Below are 18,837 nucleotides of genomic sequence, written 5' to 3'. Positions count from 1 at the left end.
CGTCCCGCAAGCACCGGGACCGCTATCAAGGAATCCACAACACCCCAGCTCAAGCCACCCTCACCACACCAACTACGAACCCCGGAATCACAGCGGGAATCTGCACTACAGTGCGTCCGTCTCGGGGGCCGTCATGGTGAACCCCGCCACGAGAAGGACAGACGGACGGGAGGACGACCGGCCCATGAGGTTCGGTGGCGCACATGCCGCAGTGCGGCGTATCTGGACAGTGGAGCTGCGTCCGCAGGCGGGCGGCCCCGCACTCGTCTGCCCCTCGTGTACCGCCCAGACCTTCCCTCTGCAGGCGTCCTCCGCACGGTCGGCCGCCCTGTCCCATCTGGCCTGCCACGCCCGTGTGGACGCGTTGCCGCCGCACCTGCGCAGCTGCCAGTGCCGGCTGCGGGGCTGCGTCTGGCATCCGCGTCATCGCGGCTGTGCCGGGCGGGTGCTGCTGGCCCTGACCCGCGACCGCAGCGGCCGCACCTGGCGGCTGGCCGACGCATGCGCGGCCTGCGCGGCGGCAACCAGCCACACCGCTGTTGTGCCGGACACTCTGCTCAGCCCTCACCGACCGGCCGCCTCAGCCCCCGTCCGGCCGCGGGTGCACGGAGACGAGCCGCAACGGGTACGGGAGATGCTCACCCACCTCGCCTCCGCGCTCGGCTGCGTCACCTCCCCCGCCGCCCGGCTGCTGGCCCTGCAATGCGCCCTGCGCGCCGACACACACGGCTGCGCCCGGCTGCCAGCCGGCCTGCTGCGCGGCATGCGCCTGAACCGGCACACCGAGGCGTGGCAGGAGCTGGTGCAGGACGGCTGGCTCGACCTGCCCGATCCCCGGGCAGCGCCTTTGCAGGTGCGGCTGCTCGACGACGCGGCGCTGAACCAGGGCCCGGGCCGCAGCGCCCGTCGGCGCGCCGCCCACTGGGCCCTGCAGCCCACCTCACTCATCGTTCCGGCGATGGCAAAACCCGCAGAACGGCTGACTGGGCTGGTCCTGGCCGCCCACACCACCGCGGCCGATGCCACAGCCAACATGGCCGTTGTTGCCCATCTGTGCGGGCACTCCCCCCAGCAGACCGGAGTACTGCTCGACCGGCTGGTCGCCGGCCGTACCCTGGCGGCCTGGCACCATCAGCGGGACACCGACGAGGTGCACTGGCAGCCGGCTGCCCTTCCCCGGTCCGCCTCCGGCTCCACGTACTCATCTGCGCACTGACCGCCTGCTGCCAGCGCCAGTGGCTGGCTGTAGGCCCGCGGCAACCGGTGGCCGTGGACTCAATGCCGCAAAGCCGCGGACACCGCCGCGCGAGCACCGCCCACGCCGCGGTGTACAGGCTCTGAAAGGCACGATGAGGACCGGCAGCGTTGCCGCCGGAGCACCCCCAGCAGGGGCGGCAGTCACTGCCACGGCCCCTGCGCTGGCGGGGTCTGGAACATGCCCTGCTGGTAGGGCTGCAGGTCGTGACCGATCCCGTACTCCCACGGAATGTCCTGGACCTCTCCCAGCACTGAATTGGTCACGTGGACGAACAGACGGGAGACGAGAACGCCCAGAGGAGACTCTGCTCGGACGGGTGTGCCCTCGATGAGCATGAGCGGCTGTTGCAGGTCCTGCGGACCGAAGAAGGTGGCGACATTGGCTTCGCTGCTGCCCTGGGGAACCCAGCCCCACAGGTAGCAGGCTTCACCCAGGATGCACAGGCAGTGCACCATCTCCAGGCGGTTCAGGCGCCGGTTGATGGCCAGGAAGCGTTCGACGAGGTCACTCAGCGGTGTGTCGGGGTCGCGTCGGGTGGCGACGATCGCGGAGAACAGGGGATTGCCGATGCGGTTACCGCTGCCTCCGAAACTCCGGTTTTCCACCATGCGACCCACCGGCATGAGCGGACGATCGAGCCGGTGGCAGGTGACGAGTTTGCCCAGCGCCTCGTCCAGGGAGCGCTGGGTGAGAGTCTGCTTCACTTCGATGACGGCGTAGGCGCCTTCGATCGGCATGACGTGCTGCCGGTCGTCCGCTGTGGCGCGCTGCTTGACAGTCGGGAACCAGGTGTCATTGAAGACGACAACGTCACAGTCTCCTGCTGTGTTGCCTCCGCGGTCGGACAAGGTGCCGCAGGTCACCTGGTAGCGCCGGGGCAGGATCCTGCCGAGTTCTTCCCGGAAGATCGCTTCGATGGCCGGTCCCGACGAATAATTGGCAGCCCTCATACGGATCTCGGCATCAGCGCGGACCTGGAGCATGGTCTCGACCCATCGGCAGCGCTCGGCGAAGGTACGCCGCATCACATCACTGGTCTGCTTGGGCTGCCAGGATTCCACCAGGGAATCCAGGTCGTAGTCTTCCACTGCTCGCCCCCCGCTTACTCAAAGAGGCAGCAGCGTAACCGCCTCAGGACGAGTTGGCGGCCCTGCTGGTGTTGTCGTCGGCTGCCACCCCCGCCCGGTGAGCCGGTGACACGTCAGCCGGGAAATAGCCGTGGCTGCGTACGCGCCGTACAGCGGTTGTACCGCGCCACTTCAGCGCTGCGGCACCGGGCGCAGTTGTGCCCGGCCGCAGATGTCATCCCTGCCGGTGGAACTGGACATGCATCGCTGCGGAGTTCGCCCGCCCACTCGGCCCGTTGGACTGCTGGCGGTGGCGGTTCGGGCTCACAGGGCGCTGGTTTCGACGATGAGGTCGGCGAGCGGCTGCTTCTCGAGGTAGCGCAGGGCAGTGTGCGGATCGGTGATGCCGTTGCGGACGAGTTCGTCGCGGACGGCCGGAGCGACGGCCGCCAGTCCGCTCTGGGCGACAAGGTCACCGGCAGCGTGGAGGTTCAACCAGTTGATGCCGTCGGGCAGTTCAAGAGTGCCCTCCTGGCCCAGCGAATGACGGATGGTGGGCCAGGCCAGAGGGGATCCGCAGGTGACGAGGGTGGTCAGGCCGTCAGGGCCGGGGCCGGTGTCCTCGCGGGTGAGCATGTCGAAGGCGATGACGCTGCCCAGGGAGTGTGCAATGACCAGGCGGGGCCCGGGGCGGTGCAGTTCGGATCGGACCTCGGCGCGGATGCGCTCACCGATGTCGTGGTGCAGGTAGCGGTAGACCTGGCGGACGAAGCCCAGCAGGCGCCGCCCCATGTCACGGCCAATCTTGTGGTCGACGGCGACCACGGCCTGGGCGATGGGGCGGGGGATGTAGGGGATGCCCAGGCCGAGGGTTTCGGTCTCGAGCTGTTCGGGATCGAGATCGGGTGCGGCGTACAGGGCGAGGGTGTCGAGGACGAATGCCTCTTCCTGGTCGGTGAAGGGGTCGGCGTCGTCGACGAGCGGGGTGGCGTCCTGTGCGCCCAGGCGTTTACTCGGGGTGCGGAAGAGGTTGCCGTAGTAGGCCACCGTCAGCGGTGGGATGGGGCAGGCGGGGCCGTGGTGGGTGCGCAGGCCCTTGGCCAGGGCGCCGGCCCAGTCGGCCGAGAGTTTCACGGCGTTGGTGTTGCCCTGCCAGATGCCATGGATGCCGACGATGTGCACGCTGATCTTTCCCCCCGGAATGTGCCCCCGCAGGATGCGGGGCTGTGGTGACTGCCGGGATCGTATCCGGCCCCCGGTGGCGGTGGCGCTGCATCGGCTGAGCCCCTGTCCTGCTGGTGGTTAGATTGCTGGGCAAGATGGGTTGTGAGGGGGCGTGGTTGAACGGGATGGCGCCGTGGCCTCGGCGGCTGGTGGTCGTTGCGGTCGACGAGTACTTCACCGAGGATGAAGCCTTCACCACAGGCATCCAGAAGCAGGTGGAGACGATCACCGGCTGGCTGGCCGATCCCGCGATGGACGCGGAGCGGCGGTTCGAGGTCGCGCGGCCCAAGGAGCTGACGCAGCCGGAGGATTTGCGGCTGTTTTTGACCGAGCAGGAACTCGCGCAGGCGCAGTGGGACCAGGCGCTGGTCGTCTACATCACCGGGCACGGCCTGCGCGGCCACTCCCGGCGCCATTACCTGACCTTCGGCCACACTGCCCCCGACCGGCTGCTGGGCACCGCGTTTCCCACCAGCGAGCTGATCACGCAGGTCATGGACAGCGAGGCGGAGCACGTGCTGGTGCTCGTCGACTCCTGCTTCGCCGGCAGCCTCAAGAGCGAACTGGGCGTGCTGCTTGAGGAGTTGTGCGCGCAGCGGCGTGACCTGAAGACTCTCGCTGTGATCACCAGCGGTGATTTCGAGCAGGAGCCGCACCGGGGCGAGTTCACGTGGCTGCTGAAGCTGGCGCTGGACAAGGTCAGGGATGAGTCGGCCGGCTTCACCGCGTCCCATCTGTCGTTCGAGGAATGGGAGAAGCTCCTCAACACGGTCGGGGATGAGAACCCCGGCCTGCTGCGGGCGCTGTGGGTGTGGCCGGACTCGCGCCGCGACGAGCGGAGTCTGTGCCTGCCCAACCCGCACTATCAGCCGAAGGACCAGGTCGTGGCGGCCTCCCGGCAGCCGGTGTCGCTGTCGGCGTCCGCCCTGGAGCAGTACTGGCTGGCCCGCGCCTCGGGCCGTACCGATGACGATGATCCGGGCTGGTATTTCAGCGGGCGCCAGACGCTGATGCAGGCACTGGTGGAGTTCGTCCATGCCGGGGCGGGGGTGCTGGTGGTGACCGGGGCGGCCGGCTCGGGCAAGTCGGCGCTGCTGGCTCGGCTGGTCACGCTGAGCGATCCGCTGTTCGTTACCCGGTTCGCGGACATTGTGGAGGCGGTTCCCACACCGCTGCGGCCGCGGCCGCGTGCGGTGGACGCGGCCGTGCTGGCGCGGGGAAAGTCGTCGCTGGCGTTGGTCGAGGATCTGCTGGCCGCCCTCGGCACCGAGAGAGTCGGGGGCGAGCCACACTTGCAGGCACTGCTGGACCGGGTGGCCGCAGTCTGCGCGGAGGTGCGGGAGCCGGTAACACTCGTGGTCGACGGTCTGGATGAGGCGCAGGAACCGACCGCCTGCCTGTCCGATGTGATCGCCCCGCTGGCCCGGCTGCGGAGTGCGGACGGGGAACCGGCGGTGCGGTTGGTACTGGGAATGCGTAGTTCGGCCCAGGATATCGAGGGCGGCAAGCTGCAGGATGCGGCGGCCGACCAGCTGCTGGGTTTCCTGTACACCGTGCTGCAGGCGGGGATGGGCGAGAGCAGCGTGCCGCTGGACCTGCTGCGCACGGACGGGGGCCAGACCGTCGCCGACATCACCGCCTATGTGGAGATGGTTCTGCAAGCGACCGAGAGCAGCCCGTATGCCGGTCATGATGCGGCGGCGGCCGAGGTGGCGGCGGTGATCGCGCAGGCGGTGACACCGTCGTTCCTCGACGCCCGGCTGGCCGCCACCCAGCTGAGGTCCGCGATCGGCCGGCAGGACGTGCACGATCCCCTCTGGCACGACCGGTTGCAGGCCGGAACGACAGCGCTGCTCAGCAACGACCTGCGGCAGGTAGCCAGGGACCAGCACATCAGCCTGCGGCTGCTGCTGGCGGTGCTGCGGGCCACCGCCTTCGCCCAAGGCGCAGGCCTACCGTGGGCGGAAGTGTGGCCGACGGTGGCTGCCGCGGTTCTCGGCCCGGCGGCACCGCCCGCCGACGAGATCGACGCGGTGATCCGCACAGTGCGCCACAGCCGCCTGGTCGGTTACCTAGCCGCCGGTGAAGAGGACGGCCGGGTCACCTACCGGCCCGCCCACCAGCGGGTGGCCGAGGTGCTGTTGACCGAGCCCGGATCGCTGGCCGTGGATCCCCTTGCGGGCATTCCTGAGGCATGGGCTGCCGAAATGGAAGACATGCAGCCCGTGCAGCAGGTCCACCGTGCCATCGCCGAGGCTTGTGCCCGCCTGGCCGAGCAGGGCGGCCGCCTGGCGCCCCATCCCTATGTGCGCCGCCACACGGTGGCCCACGCCGAACTGGGCCACGCCCTGGACGATTCGATCATGCCGGTGGAACTGGCGGTCTGGGAGAGCTCGGGCTCGCTGCGCGGACGGCTGGGCCTGCCTCTGCCGGTGGGCCACACCCAGCGCAGGGTTCTCACGGCGGCTGGGCTCATCGAGCCCTACCTGGATGCATCCGTCGATGTCCCGTCGCGCCTGAGCAGCATCGCCTTCCATCTGGCGGCGAACGATGCACCGGACTGGGACAACAGCCCGGTGCCGTCGCCTCCTTCTTGCGCCCGCGTCGTCGGCGGGGCCTTGGAGACGCAGTGGGGGCGCTGGCAGGGGCGTGCCAACGTGGTGGCCTCCCCCTCCGGCCGGGTGCATGCCCTGTGCGCGTTCAGGACGCTGGACGGTCGGCAGCTGCTCGCCGCCAGCACCCGCGGCGGCATCGGCGTCTGGGACAGCGCGACGGGCCAGCAGCTCACTCACATCGATACGGGTGTGGCACACGCCCTGACCATCGCGAGGGGCACCAGCGGACGTTCCTTCCTGGTGGCGGCCCATCCTCGCAGCGCAGCGGTGTTCGACCCGCTCTCGGGCCGCCAGTTGGCGGGCCTAGAGCGGGACAGCGTGCGCATGGTGACCGTGGCACGCGATGGTGATGCTCGGTGGACGATGGTGGTGGCCAGCAGGCGGAACGAACTGCTCCTGTGGCAGCCCTCGGAAGACATGGTCCGCCCGGTACGCCTGCCCGACGGTGCCCGCCTCCCGGAGCGGCTGACCTGGGTCCGTGACCCGCAAGGCCGCGGCTACCACCTCCTCAAGCTGTATCGCGCCGGGTGGGTGCTCTTCGATCCCCTGACGCAGGACGTGCTCCCCTTGGATGTACCGTTCTCCACGGACCTGTCCATCGCGGCCGTACGGGGTCCATCCGGAGGCGACCTGCTGGCAGTAGTACTCGGCCAGAACCAGCCGGTGGCTCTGTTCGACCCCTTCCGGGACGGCATCTTCCCCACCCACTTCTGGAGCGACAAGGCGGGCCGCCCGACCGACGCAACCCAGCGCATGGTGAGCGTGACCGATGCAGACGGTGCCCGCCTGGCGGGCGTCGTCACGGACGAGTCCATCGAAGTATGGGATGTGTCTCGGTCCGAGGCACGACGGGTGGGAACGTATCCGGCACAGCCACGGGCAATGTTCGCCGCTGTCTCAGCCCCGAACGGAAACTGGAAGCTTGCGGTGAGCGGCGACGAGGGCATCCTGCTGCATCGGGCCGGACGGAGCACGTTTCCCATCCACCGAACTGCGGTGAACGAGCCGCCGCGTGCCCTGGCCACAGCACGCAAGATGACCGCACTGCCACCGGCCGACGGCGCGCAGCGGCTCGCCGTCCCCACTGCGTACATCGTGGATATCCTCGACGCTGCGACAGGCCAACGCCTGGAGTACTACGAGCACCCCAAGCCCGTGACGTTCCTGGAGGCAGTACCCGGCCCGGAAGACGAGACCGCCGTGGTGGTGGGCGACGAAAAGACCATTCATCTGTGGCACGTCGGGCGTGATGCCGCCAAGCCGATCGCAAGCGGCTCGTTCAAGGAGAACCGCTGCTGCGCCGTGCGGCTTCCGGACGACCGGATCGCTGTCGTGGTGGCTGGCAACACCGGAGCGGTCGTCGTCGATGCCACCACCGGCGAGGTGGCAGGACTACCCGACGGCGGGCGGCGCATCACCGCGTTGCTGGCGCTGCCCTCCCCCACCGGCCGCTGCCTGGTGATGGGGGCCGCGCGCTCCCGGCTGCTGGTGTGGGACGTGGCCAGTGGCGAACTCGTCGAGGACGGCACGCTGCCCCACCGCCCCGCAGTCACTTCGTTGTCTCTCATCCCTCTGCCCGATGGCCGTGGCGCAGTGGCCGTCGCCACGCCCCACGAGATCGTGATCTGGGACCCTCGAGACCGGAGTCCGATCAGCCGGATGGACACCCCGTACACCGCCGTCATGACCCCGCTCCCCCACGTCCGGGGAACCTGTCTGCTGGCAGCCGGCAACGGCACCGGCATGCGGCTGTGGGAGCCCCTCACCGGGCGTCTCGTGCATTCCCTGCTCACCGCGGCACCGGTCACCAACATCGTCCACACCCCCGGCCGCACGCAGTACGTGCACATCGGCGGTCCAACGGGACTCGCCACCCTGGACTGGCCGCTGAAAGCAGAGCCGTCGTAGGGACGACAAGCTCCCGCTGATGACGTGTCGCCGCCGACGGCCCGCATGCGGGTCGGGCCCCACGCGCTTGGGCCGCAACGCCTATGCGAAGGCCCGAGATCCAGCCCGCTCGTGTCCTGGCGCCGCTACGGGCCTGGGCAAGACACGCACGGTCAGCACGCTCTCGAGCGGGGGGGTTCGTGGCGCAGGCGCCCGCCGGTTTGCCGGGATTCACCACCGGGCCACGGACAGCGCGGATAGTCTCCGATGCGTGATGAACGACGGTCTCAGGCGTACCACCAGCCGGCTCTTCGACGCCTTCTGGGCAGCGGGAATCTCCAGTCCGCTGGAGATCGTGGAGCAGGTATCTCACCTCCTCTATCTCCGCGAGCTGGACGACGTCCAGGGACACTGGGAGCGGGAGACTGTTCGGCAGGAATCCCCGCAGCGGCAGCCAGTCTTCGCTCAGGACGAGCAGCATCTGCGCTGGTCCCATCTGATCCGCCTGACGCCTCAACGCATGTACACGTCGATGACCGACGAGGTGTTTCCCTGGCTGCGTCGCCGCACTTTCGCCGGGGTGGGCTATTCGCAGCTCGTCAAGGATGCTCGTTTCACGATCCCGACTCCCAGTCTCCTCGCAAGGGTTGTGGGCCTGCTGGAAGAGGCGCTCTCGGCTGGGGATGCCATCGCGGGTGCTCTGTATGAGCACCTGCTCGCCCGGGTCGCCACGGCCGGTCCCTATGGTGCTTTCCGTACGCCTCCTCATCTGGCGGCTCTGATGGCAGCGATGGCGGAGCCCGGAGCTGACGACGAGGTGTGCGATCCAACCTGCGGCATGGGCGGTCTCCTCGCTGCCGCTGCTCAGTTCGTCCACCGGTCCCGCCGGGAAACCGTGCAGCGGAGCGCCGCGGAGGTGAGCGGCAGGATCCACGGGTTTGACTTCGACACGACCATGCTGCGGTTGAGCAGCATGCGGCTGCCTCTTCAGGGCTACGAGGGTGCCGATCTGCGCTACCGGGACAATCTGGCGGAGGGCGCCGGGGCGGAGCGTGAGCGCTACTCAGTCGTCCTGGCCCATCCCCCGTTCGCGGGCAGCGTCGACTACGAGGCCGTCGCACCCGAGTTGCTCGCAATGGTGCGTACGAAGAAGGCCGAGATTCTTCATCTCGCCATGATTCTGGAGCTGTTGAAGCCGAAGGGACGCGCGGCTGTGATCGTCCCGGCCGGTCTGCTGTTCAGCTCGACTTCTGCACACATCGAGCTTCGGCGCCTGCTGGTAGACGTGCATGGGCTGGAGGCTGTGGTGCAGCTGCCCGGCGGCACCTTCAAGCCGTATGCGGGGGTCTCGACGGCGATCCTGTTCTTCACCAAGGACGCCGGACAGGCCGACAGCGTGTGGTTCTACGATCTCACGGCGGACGGCTTCAGCCTGGACGACCGGCGTGAGCCGCTGCTGGCGCAGGACAAGCTCGGGCCGGCTCCCGACAGCGTTCTGGATGCCGTCGATCACACGCGCAACAACCTCCCGGATCTCATGCGGCGTTGGCGGCTGCGGCACAGCAGCGAGCGCCGGCGTGCCCGGTCCGAGCAGAGCTTCTGCGTGACCAGCGCGGACATCGCCGCAGAGGACTACAACCTGTCACTGGAGCGATTCCGTCAGATCCATGAGATGCAGCGGGCCGCGCAGGAAGGCATCCGTCTGGGGGACTTCGCTGAGATCTTTCCCGGGTCCGTACGCAAAGCCGATTTGGACGAAGAACCGGATGCGACGGACACGGACGAGCGACGGCGGGTTCTGACACCCACCCTGCTGACCAGCACGCTGCCGGACGTGGCAGACCTGCCCCTGCGCGCAGACCAGCGCGAACCGCGCCGCCGGTTGCGGCAGGGCGACATCATCGGACGGGATCTCGCCGGGACCCGCCACTGGACGTGCGTGCCGAGCCAATACGACGGCGTGCAGCCCGGCCAGGGCCTGATCGTCATCCGGCTCACCGAGGAGCCTCTGCCCCACGAGTATGTGATCGCCTACCTGTCCAGCGCTCTGGCCGAGCAGCAGCTGCCCAAGTACGGAGTCATCCCGCGCATCAAGGCCCGTGAGATGGCCGACCTCTGGATCCCCCGGTGTGATGGCAGCCTGTCGGAAATCCGCGCCGCCCTCGCCATGCTCGACGCAGGAGAACGGGAAGCCGCACGCATCCAGGACGACCTCCACCGGAGACGGATGCAGATTTTCGAGAGCGGAACGGGTTCGGTCCGGCGCGGGCGGCTGGATGACGCCGCCGCGATCAGCTCTTTGACCGCGCAGAACCTGCGCCGGCACAACGAGCCCTACAAGCTGTTCCAGGACTCCTACCCCTACGCCGTAGCCCGCGCGGTCCGCAAGTTCCGCCACTCCCTGTCCCTGGCGGAAAAGCACGAGGCAGCCATCCAGTGCACCGAGTCCTTGATCCTTTCTCTTGGCATCATGGCCCTTGCCCTGGCCACCGACCGCGGCCGTCAGGATCTGCCGGCCATCGCCCAGTGGAGCCAGTCCGTTGAGCGGGGCGGTGTCTCCCTCGGCCACTGGGTGGGGGTGGTCAGGGCAGTAGCCGACGACGCACGCCAGCACGGAGACCCCGCCGCCGGCCTCGTCGAGGCAACAGCTCGCAAGAAGGGCAAAAAGGGCCTGGTCGCCGACCTTGACCAATTGGTCGAGCTCCGCAACAAGATCCGTCACGGCGCAGGCCCCCGGACACGAGCCGAGCTGGAGAAGAGCCTTGGACGCATCGAACCGCTGATGCTCAGCAGCCTGTCGGGATGCGCATTCCTCGCCCACACCCGATGGGTACACACCGACCGCCTTCAATGGATGCCCGACGCCGGAAAGTTCCGCGTATCAGGCCTGGCCCTGATGGGCGACCACCCCGACTTCGCAACGGTCTCCTTCGACACGGCACACCCTCTGGCAGACGACCAGCTCTACCTCATCCCCCCAAACGACGAACCCCTCCCCCTCTCGCCCTTCTGCCTCCTGAGCGACTGCCCCACATGTCTGGCACCCGAGCTGTACTACCCCGACCGCATGACGAGTTCCACAGCTCTCCTCAAGAGTCTGGATCGAGGCCACGAGTTCGACAGCGACTCCGTTTTCAAGGCACTGCGCGAGTGGAGCACCACGTGAACTTGCGACTGCGCATGAGGGTGCGAAGGGATGAGCGAGAAGGGATCGGAGAGAGGGCGTAACGTGGCCGGGCGAGTCACGATCCGCACAGCCTGCGCATCGCAAGAAGGCGCGCAGAGCTATCGGTGATGCCGTTGCGGACGAGTTCGTCGCGGACGGCCGGAGCAACGCCCGCCAGTCCACTCCGGGCAACAGGGTCACCGACAGCGTGAAGGTTCAACCATCGATCGCAGACAGGGCCAGAGAACACGTCGCCGTTGTACCGGTGAGGTTGCCGGGACGAAAAGGTCCGCGGCATCACCACGGGGGGAGCAGGCTGCCGTCGGCGTCCAGGCCGTAGAGAACCTCATGCTCGTTCGGCGGTGTTCCGTGGCGCAGTGCTTGCAGGAGGGAGGGGAACATCTCGTAGTCGCCGACGTCGATCGCCTGGCGGTACCAGTCGGCGGCCTGCGTGTAGTTGTCCTCCTGCTCGGCCAGTCGGCCTAGAAGGCTACGGGCTTCACGGTGGCCTGGGGCTGCTTGCCGCAGCAGTTGGTGCGCCCCGTCACGTTTGCGGGCGACGAGGTCGTGGTGTGGTGTCTTCTCCCGTTCGAGTTCGTCCGCCTCGGCCAGCAGGGTCCGGGCGAGCTGGACCTGGGCGGGCTCATAGCCGAGCCGGGCCAGCACGCGGATGGCGGTGATCGCGAAGCGGCGATCGCGGGGAAGGCGTCCCCCGTAGGTCAGGGGCCGCAGCACAGTGAGGACGTGCAGGATGTGGCCCGCCTGCGCGGCCTCGGTGAGAACCTCTCGGGCGGTCCGGGGCCGGTGGGGCCACAGGCGGTGAAACAGACTGTTGAGGGCGTACATGTCGGTGGCGGAGACAGTACGGAGCACGGCCTCAGCCTCATGGGTGCGTCCCTGATCGTCGAGGAGGCTCACCAGTCGTTGACGGGCCTGGCGGTCGCCGCTGTCGGCGCCGGCGCGCAGCAGCGGTTCGACCAGTTCGGGGGCGCCTGCACGGGCGAGCTTGGCGGGCCAACTCCACAGTGCGGGACTGGCGGTGAAGGCGGCAGCCGCGATCTGGCGGAAGGTCTCGTTCTGTCTGCTCACAACCTTCCGCAGTCGTTCCAGGGCGGTCGCGTCGCCTGCGGCAGCATCGTGCAGGAGCTGGGCGGGGTCGTGCGGTGCCGGGGGCTCGGCCGGCGGGGTGAGAGCTTCGGCGTCGCGGTGGCGGCCCTGGTCGTACAGGAAGTGCTCCAGTGCCAGGTAGGCGTCTCGGTTGCCTTCGCGGCAGGCCCGGGTCAGTAGTTCTTCGGTGAGCGGTTGGAGGGTGTCGGCGTACTCAACGGTTTCGTCGGCGAGGGCGAGTTGCATGAGGGCGGTGCCCAGGTCTGCGAGGCCGGCGCCGCCGTCGCGGAGGTGGTCGACCTGGTCGCACAGTTCCTTAACTGATCGTTTCAGAATGAGTTGATCCCCCAGTCTTGTGTTCGACGATCTTGGTCGGCAGGGTGTCCAGGTGCGTGCTGATCTTGTTCCGGATGACCTGTGGGAGCGGGTGGCTCCGCTCCTGCCGCCTGCTCCCGAGCGGCGTCGCCGTTACCCAGGGCGGCTTCGCGTGCCGGACCGGACGGCGCTCGCGGGGATCTTGTACGTGCTGCGGACGGGTGTCGCCTGGCGCGATGTCCCCACCGAGACTGTCGGCTGCTCCGGGGTGACGGCGTGGCGTCGGCTTCGGGATTGGACCGAGGCTGGCATCTGGTCACGCCTGCACGCCACTCTGCTGACAGAGTTGCGCCGTGCGGACCTTCTAGACCTGGACGACTGCGCCGTGGACGGCTCACACGTCCGGGCGTTGAAAGGGGGGACCTGGTCGGGCCCTCGCCTGTCGACCGCGGCCGACCCGGCTCCAAGCACCATGTGATCGTCGACCGGCACGGAACTCCGCTTGCCGTCACGCTCACCGGTGGCAACCGCCACGACGTCACCCAACTCCTGCCGCTGCTGGATGCGGTCCCGCCGATCCGCGGACTGCAAGGACGGCCCCGCCGAAGGCCCCGGTGCTTGTACGCCGACCGGGGCTACGACTTCGACAAGTACCGCCGCCTGCTGTGGAAGCGCGGCATCAAGCCAATGATCGCCCGACGCGGCGTCGCCCATGGCTCCGGACTGGGCAAGGTGCGCTGGGTCGTCGAGCGCGCCTTTGCCTGGCTCCACCACTTCAAGCGCCTGCGGATTCGCTACGAGCGTCGGGCCGACCTCCACACCGGTCTGCTCCAGCTCGCGTGCAGCATCATCTGCCTGCGTCGGCTCCGCGCATCAGGATGAAGAAGGCATTGGGAAGGCGGGAGCCGAGGGCCAGTCGAGTACGGTCAACTCGGGCCACTGCTGTCGCCAGCGCGCCGCCTTGGTCTCGTACACCTCTCGCGGGGCGAGCACCGGATTGGGACGCACGACGAGATTGAACACGTCGGAGAGCCCGTGCGGCGCATAGATACGCCATCGCCCGCCCGGCTCCAGGCGCACACCCAGGCAGCAAGTGGTCGCCGCGAAGCTGTCGATGGCCGCCTCCGTGGAGGCATACGGGGCGCATGCAACGCCGAACTTCTGCTCGTACCACAGGTGGACGCGGGCCTCGTTGCGAACCTCGACCTCGGCCGGCAGCCCTGCAAAGGCTTCGCCAGCGGCCCTGATCACTGCACCTTCCGCCTCCCACGACAGGTCCCGGCTGTCGAAGTAGAAGACGTCGTAGTCCTTGATCCCACTGGTGGGGTGCCTGTCAGTGACCACGTTCCAGACGGTCTGGAACAGGCAACCCGCCGTCACGTACCAGCCGGACAGATTCAGTGCTGCGGTGCGGTGCAGCACATCCACCAGCACCTCGTTGCGGGACAGCACTGACTTCAGGGCGGCGAGTTGCTCGTCGAGCGGAAGGCGACCAATCACCGCCCATGCTTACCACGCCACAGGCCAGCAACGCCTGCACACAGCCTTCGAGACTCTCGTGATGGATGTGATTCTGAAACGATCAGTAAGGCCTTGGCTGGTGCGCAGGCGTTGGGTCTCGGTGTAGGAGAAGCACAGGCCTTCGAAGGCGGAGGAGGTTCCGCGGTCGAGGGCGGCGATGTACAGGTCCCGGGCGATGCGGAAGCGGGCGAAGGAGAACGCCTGCAGCGCGAGGGTTTCCAGGTCGCCGCCGTCGGTCAGGTCCGACTGGGCGGCCTGCCAGAGTAGGGCCGGGGGCTTTATGCCCCAGCGCTCGGGGGCGATCTGCTGCTCGATGATGTCGCTGAGGTCGACCAGGTCCGCTGCCTCGCCGATGCCGTCGGGCGCGAGGATGCCCTGCAGGCATGAGACGACGTCTTTGACCGGGGTCCGCGCCCAGGCGAGGGCGTCGGTGAACCAGGTCTTCCGGTCCAGCTTGCGGCACTGGTCGGGGCTGAGATAGCCGAGGGCGGCGTGCTCGAGGAAGGCCAGGGGAAGCGGCCCGCGTACGCCCAGGCGGCGGGCTTCGACGGCTGCGGTCACCACGGCCTTGCCGGGCATGTGGTCGGCATGGCGGTAGCGGTCCAGGAGTTCGGGGGCGGCCGCCAGGCGCTGGCACAGTTCACCGTTCGCGCGTGCCTGGGCGGCTGCCTGGGTCCACTGGCCATCCCCACGGGCCTGGTCCTCGAACCGGTTGAGCCCGCGGGTGTCGAAAGCCCTGGGCTGGTGGACGGTGCGGGCCAGGTCGAGCAGGGAGTGAATGTGCCGGGTCCGGCCCTTCTTCTTGGGGTTGGTTCCGGGCGCGTTGAGGAGGGTGGGCCACATGGTGGCCAGGACAACCACCGGGGTGGGCGGCTGTTCCAGCAGTGCGAGCAGGTCTTCGGCAGCATGGTTGCCGTCCGCCTCGGCGAACAGATAGTGGGCGTTGTCCAGCCAGATCACCGTGGGAGAGGTGAGAACATTGGCCTGAAGGCAGCAGCGCAGTCCGGCGGCGGACTTCGGATACAGCAGCTGCCAGTCGGGCACGCAGGCCGTGGCTGCTTCCCAGGCCGAGCGGGTCTTGCCGCTGCAGGAGTCCCCGCGTACGACGACCATGCCTGCGCCCGCGCCGGCCACCGTGTGCAAGTGGCGGCGCAGTTCGCCGTCGTGGTCCCGTTCGATGTAAGGGGGCAGCTTCATGCCGTCGTGCTCCTGGACGGCCCGGTGCACGCCCAGGCGATCCGGCTGCCAGGCGGTCACCGGGCGGGGCCTTGCGATCAGCGTGGGCGCCTCGCCGTTCAGGGCGGTGCCGGGGCCGGCCGAGCGACCGGCCAGCAGGCCGAGTTTACTGATCGCCGCGCGGATGTCGGTGAGGGACAGCCGGCGCTTGCCGCCAATGACCTGTTGGGTGACCCACTGGATGCCGGTCATGATCGCCTGTTCGTCGTGCTGCAGGCCGGCTGCTTGCATCAGGCGGGAGACGAGGGTGCGCTGGAGGGGCTCGTCGCGCCCCAGATGGAACTCCAACACATCCAGAAGTTGGAGGAGTTGGGCCTCATCGAGCCCGGCGTGAGCGGCCCAGCGGGCGCGCGCCTGTCCCCGCTCTGAGCGGGGGCCCTGCTGGTCTGCCCGGGGCCGCAGCAGACCGGTTCGCGTGTCCCGGCCTTGGAACAGGACGTCCGCGGGATCCGACGACCGGTTGGTCAGCAGGGTCAGTTGGACTTGCTCCCCGTTCCGGGTCAGGGTCTGCCAGGAGCGGGCGATCTTCTGCAGGATCGACAGTCCGCCGTCGCCGCTCGGTTTGAACAGGTACTGCTCCCCCACCGCGGTCGACGCGTCCGCCGCGTACTTGACCTGCGCATAGCGGGTCGGTATCCCATCCGCGTAGTAGCAGACGACGTCATCCAGATTGCCGGCCCCCGTGACCTCGACACCGACCGCCACCACCGCGCCGCGGACACCGTCGAGCGCGTCCTTGTAGGCCTGGACGCACCCCTCCCACACGTACAGCCACTGGTAGGTGTCCCCGGCCACGCGCACACCCGTGGCGCTGGGAGGAGGAAGAGTCGGCACCCGCACCCCTTACGGACGACTCCGCCCAGACGGCGGAGTCCTCAAGCCTACGAGGTCTCACCGACATGGGTTTTACGCTCATCCAAATCCTCCTCCCTGAATGACTTCCCGGCGCCACGGGCCAGCCCGCGTCGAAGGCAGCGGTGCCGGTCGCGCTTTTCGGCCGGGCCACCGCGAGCCCAGCGATCCATGCGGGGATCACCTCGCGGAGCCGGAAGGCTCAGGCCGGCCGATCGCACCCCGCGACGCCTGCACGTCGGTACGGGTGGCCTGCCGGTCGCCGCCTCACTGTCACAGGGCGGCGTTACGCTCGCTTGCTTCGAGACCAAGGATGGGTGGGGCATGACGGACAACGCGTCGATCAATGTCGGCAGTCTCCTCAACGGAGACGACCCGATCGATGACGCCGGCCAGGACCTGCTGCAGCGGACGGAATTGGCTGACGCGTTCGCGGTGGAAATTAGTCGAACGTCCGCGAAGCACGGCGCAGTTGTCGCTCTGACGGGGAAATGGGGGTCGGGCAAGACGTCGCTGGCGAATCTCACCCGCGGAGCCCTCGACCGGGTCCATGATGTGCAAGTCGTCGAGTTCAACCCGTGGTTCTTCTCCGGCACCGACCAGCTCATGCGGTTCTTCTTCGACGAACTTGCCGGGCAGCTGCGGGACGGACGCCGGCTGAAGGACAAGCTCAAGGGCGCGGGCCGGACCGTCGCTGAGCGGCTGGGCAGGTACTCGGCCGCCCTGTCGCCGCTGAAGTTCGTCCCCGGGGCCGGTGTCGTCTTGGAGGGTGCGAGCGCAGTCGCCGCAGGAACGTCGAAGCTTCTAGGTGAGGGACCGGAGACCATCCATGAACAACGAGCGCAGCTCACTGAGCTCTTGGGCAATCTGCCGGGGCGGATCGTGGTGTTCATCGATGATATTGACCGGCTGTCGCAGCAGGAGATCCGGGACCTCTTCCGCCTGGTGCGCCTGACCGGCTCGTTCCCGAACATCGTCTACGTCCTGTGCTTCGACCGCGAGGTGGTAGAGACGGCGTTGACAGATGAGGCGGTCAAAGGGTCCGCGTACCTGGAGAAGATCGTGAAGATGTCGGTGGAGGTGCCGCCGCTGCCCTCGCAAGCGCTCTCCCCTGTCATCGCCGAAGGACTGACCCAGGCGCTCGACGGGATCCAGTCCGGGCCGTTGCATGCGTCGCGGTGGCCGGACGTGTTCGTGCAGCTGATTCTCCCGATGTTCTCCACCATCCGGGATGTGAAGCGGTACCTGGCATCGGTGCCGCTGGCCGTGCGAAGCCTGGGTACGGAGGTGAATCTGGTCGACGTTCTGGCACTTGAAGTCCTACGCGTGCGCTTTCCCGCAGCGCACGCGATGCTGCCGGCCGCCGCGGACCTGCTGGCGCCGGCCAAGACGAGGTACCAGGCCGGCACGGACCGGACAGAGCGAGAGAGGGCGTTCGTGGAGGAGTTCACCGGCCTCTTGAACGGCCACGCCCAGCCGGTCATCCGCCTGCTGTTCCCTGCCGCCGAAAGGCTTTTCGGCGGCCAGAACTACAGCTCTGACTGGACCCAGACCTGGGAACAGGACCGGCGGGTCGCCTGCAGCACGGTGCTCGACTTCTATCTCCACCGCCGACTGCCGGCCGGACGGGCACCCGCCGAGTACGTCGACCAGGTTGCGGACTGCATCGGCGACGAGAGCGCACTCGACGAGGTACTGGGGCAGGTGCCGGACGCCCTGCTGGACGACACGCTCAAGCGCCTGGTCCCCCATTGTCGCGACGCGCCCGAGGGCAGCGTGCTGCCGACGGCCGCGGCGCTGATGCGACAGCTGCCGCGGGTCCGGCTGGGCTCCACGGGCATGTACTCCCCCGGCGGTGAATGGGCGGTGCTGAGCCCGGTGAGTGTTCTGCTGCGCAACCTCAGCAGCGACGTGGCCGACCACACCGTCCGTAGCCTCTTTAGCGGCATCCCGAGCCTGTACGGAAAGGTCCTTCTGCTCGACATCGCCGCGAGCCGACCAGGCAAGCAGGGATTGATTCCGGACGAATCCGCCCGGTTGCTCAGGCAGGAACTTGCCTCCCAGCTCCGCACGGCCGGGCCCGAGAACCTTGCCGACGAGCGGATGCTGCTGCGAACGGTCCTTGTGGCAGCAGCAGACGGTCCGCCTGTCCTTGAGCCGGCCTTCGATGCCCGCGTCGTCGCGCGCCTGCTGGAAAGCGGAGTGGCGCCGGTGCACAGCCAGACAATGGGCAGCGTGGCCGTACGGACCGAGAAGCAGCTCAGGTGGGACTCCCTGGTGAGCGTCTACGGCGGCGAAGCGCATCTGGCCGAGGCCGTCGCGTTGTTGCAGCAGTGCCTGCAGGAGGGGACGGTCGAGCTGAACGAGGACCTGGCGGCCGCTCTGGCTCTGTACGAGAAGTACGCGACAGGCTAGCGCCCCGAGGAGTTCTGACACGCACCATGCTCCGCGGGCGGCTCGCGCCACGTGTTCCCCACCACCGCTGCCCGCCCACCGCGCTTCGTTGAGTTCTGGCACCGGCTCTGCAAGGCACGGCCAGTGCGGAGGCCTGCGGTCAGAAGGGGCACGGCCGCGCAGTGGCGCGGCCGC

The 18,837-nt window shown here is 68.4% G+C and carries 10 protein-coding genes; 5 read left to right on the top strand and 5 right to left on the bottom strand.

Features of this window, described 5'->3' with window-relative positions; all coding sequences use genetic code 11:
* The first annotated feature begins 184 nt into the window (after positions 1-184).
* Complete coding sequence (locus AB0L59_RS26975; protein WP_319697820.1) at positions 185-1,216, top strand: hypothetical protein; 1,032 nt, start codon at positions 185-187, stop codon at positions 1,214-1,216.
* A 182-nt stretch (positions 1,217-1,398) separates the two neighbouring features.
* Here the strand turns inward: AB0L59_RS26975 and AB0L59_RS26970 are convergent, their stop codons facing one another.
* Both AB0L59_RS26970 and AB0L59_RS26965 read right to left on the bottom strand, forming a co-directional pair.
* The gene (locus tag AB0L59_RS26970; protein ID WP_365588368.1) at positions 1,399-2,346 is read right to left on the bottom strand and encodes a DUF6602 domain-containing protein; all 948 of its coding nucleotides are present in this window, start codon (positions 2,344-2,346) and stop codon (positions 1,399-1,401) included.
* A gap of 303 nt (positions 2,347-2,649) precedes the next feature.
* Complete coding sequence (locus AB0L59_RS26965; RefSeq protein WP_319697824.1) at positions 2,650-3,507, bottom strand: hypothetical protein; 858 nt, start codon at positions 3,505-3,507, stop codon at positions 2,650-2,652.
* 125 nt (positions 3,508-3,632) lie between these two features.
* On the opposite strand from AB0L59_RS26965, the gene AB0L59_RS26960 reads away from it, so the two are divergent.
* Positions 3,633-8,072 carry an AAA family ATPase gene (locus AB0L59_RS26960; protein ID WP_365588365.1) on the top strand — a complete coding sequence of 1,480 codons (4,440 nt, stop codon included), beginning with the start codon at positions 3,633-3,635 and terminating at the stop codon, positions 8,070-8,072.
* Between the two features lie 253 nt (positions 8,073-8,325).
* Positions 8,326-11,217, top strand: coding sequence for an N-6 DNA methylase (locus tag AB0L59_RS26955; protein WP_365588414.1), 2,892 nt, complete (start codon positions 8,326-8,328; stop codon positions 11,215-11,217).
* Between the two features lie 297 nt (positions 11,218-11,514).
* Here AB0L59_RS26955 and AB0L59_RS26950 read toward each other — a convergent pair whose 3' ends face one another.
* Positions 11,515-12,570 carry a hypothetical protein gene (locus AB0L59_RS26950; protein ID WP_365588362.1) on the bottom strand — a complete coding sequence of 352 codons (1,056 nt, stop codon included), beginning with the start codon at positions 12,568-12,570 and terminating at the stop codon, positions 11,515-11,517.
* 142 nt (positions 12,571-12,712) lie between these two features.
* Here AB0L59_RS26950 and AB0L59_RS26945 point away from each other — a divergent pair.
* A protein-coding gene (locus tag AB0L59_RS26945; RefSeq protein WP_365588411.1) for an IS5 family transposase occupies positions 12,713-13,521 on the top strand; the annotation gives its coding sequence in 2 pieces (ribosomal slippage) (positions 12,713-13,052 and positions 13,052-13,521; 810 coding nt in all).
* Here AB0L59_RS26945 and AB0L59_RS26940 read toward each other — a convergent pair.
* Positions 13,513-14,139 carry a nucleotidyltransferase family protein gene (locus AB0L59_RS26940; RefSeq protein ID WP_365588341.1) on the bottom strand — a complete coding sequence of 209 codons (627 nt, stop codon included), beginning with the start codon at positions 14,137-14,139 and terminating at the stop codon, positions 13,513-13,515. The two genes, AB0L59_RS26945 and AB0L59_RS26940, sit on opposite strands and share 9 nt — an antisense overlap.
* A 9-nt stretch (positions 14,140-14,148) precedes the next feature.
* Positions 14,149-16,230: a hypothetical protein gene (locus AB0L59_RS26935; RefSeq protein ID WP_365588360.1), complete on the bottom strand. Its 2,082-nt coding sequence runs from the start codon at positions 16,228-16,230 to the stop codon at positions 14,149-14,151.
* Between the two features lie 342 nt (positions 16,231-16,572).
* Between AB0L59_RS26935 and AB0L59_RS26930 the strand changes: the two genes are divergently transcribed.
* Positions 16,573-18,663: a P-loop NTPase fold protein gene (locus AB0L59_RS26930; RefSeq protein ID WP_365588357.1), complete on the top strand. Its 2,091-nt coding sequence runs from the start codon at positions 16,573-16,575 to the stop codon at positions 18,661-18,663.
* The last annotated feature ends 174 nt before the right edge of the window (positions 18,664-18,837 follow it).

Source organism: Streptomyces sp. NPDC052109 (genome assembly GCF_040680195.1).
Classification (GTDB): Bacteria; Actinomycetota; Actinomycetes; order Streptomycetales; family Streptomycetaceae; genus Streptomyces.
This window is presented reverse-complemented; position numbering and strand designations above follow the sequence as displayed.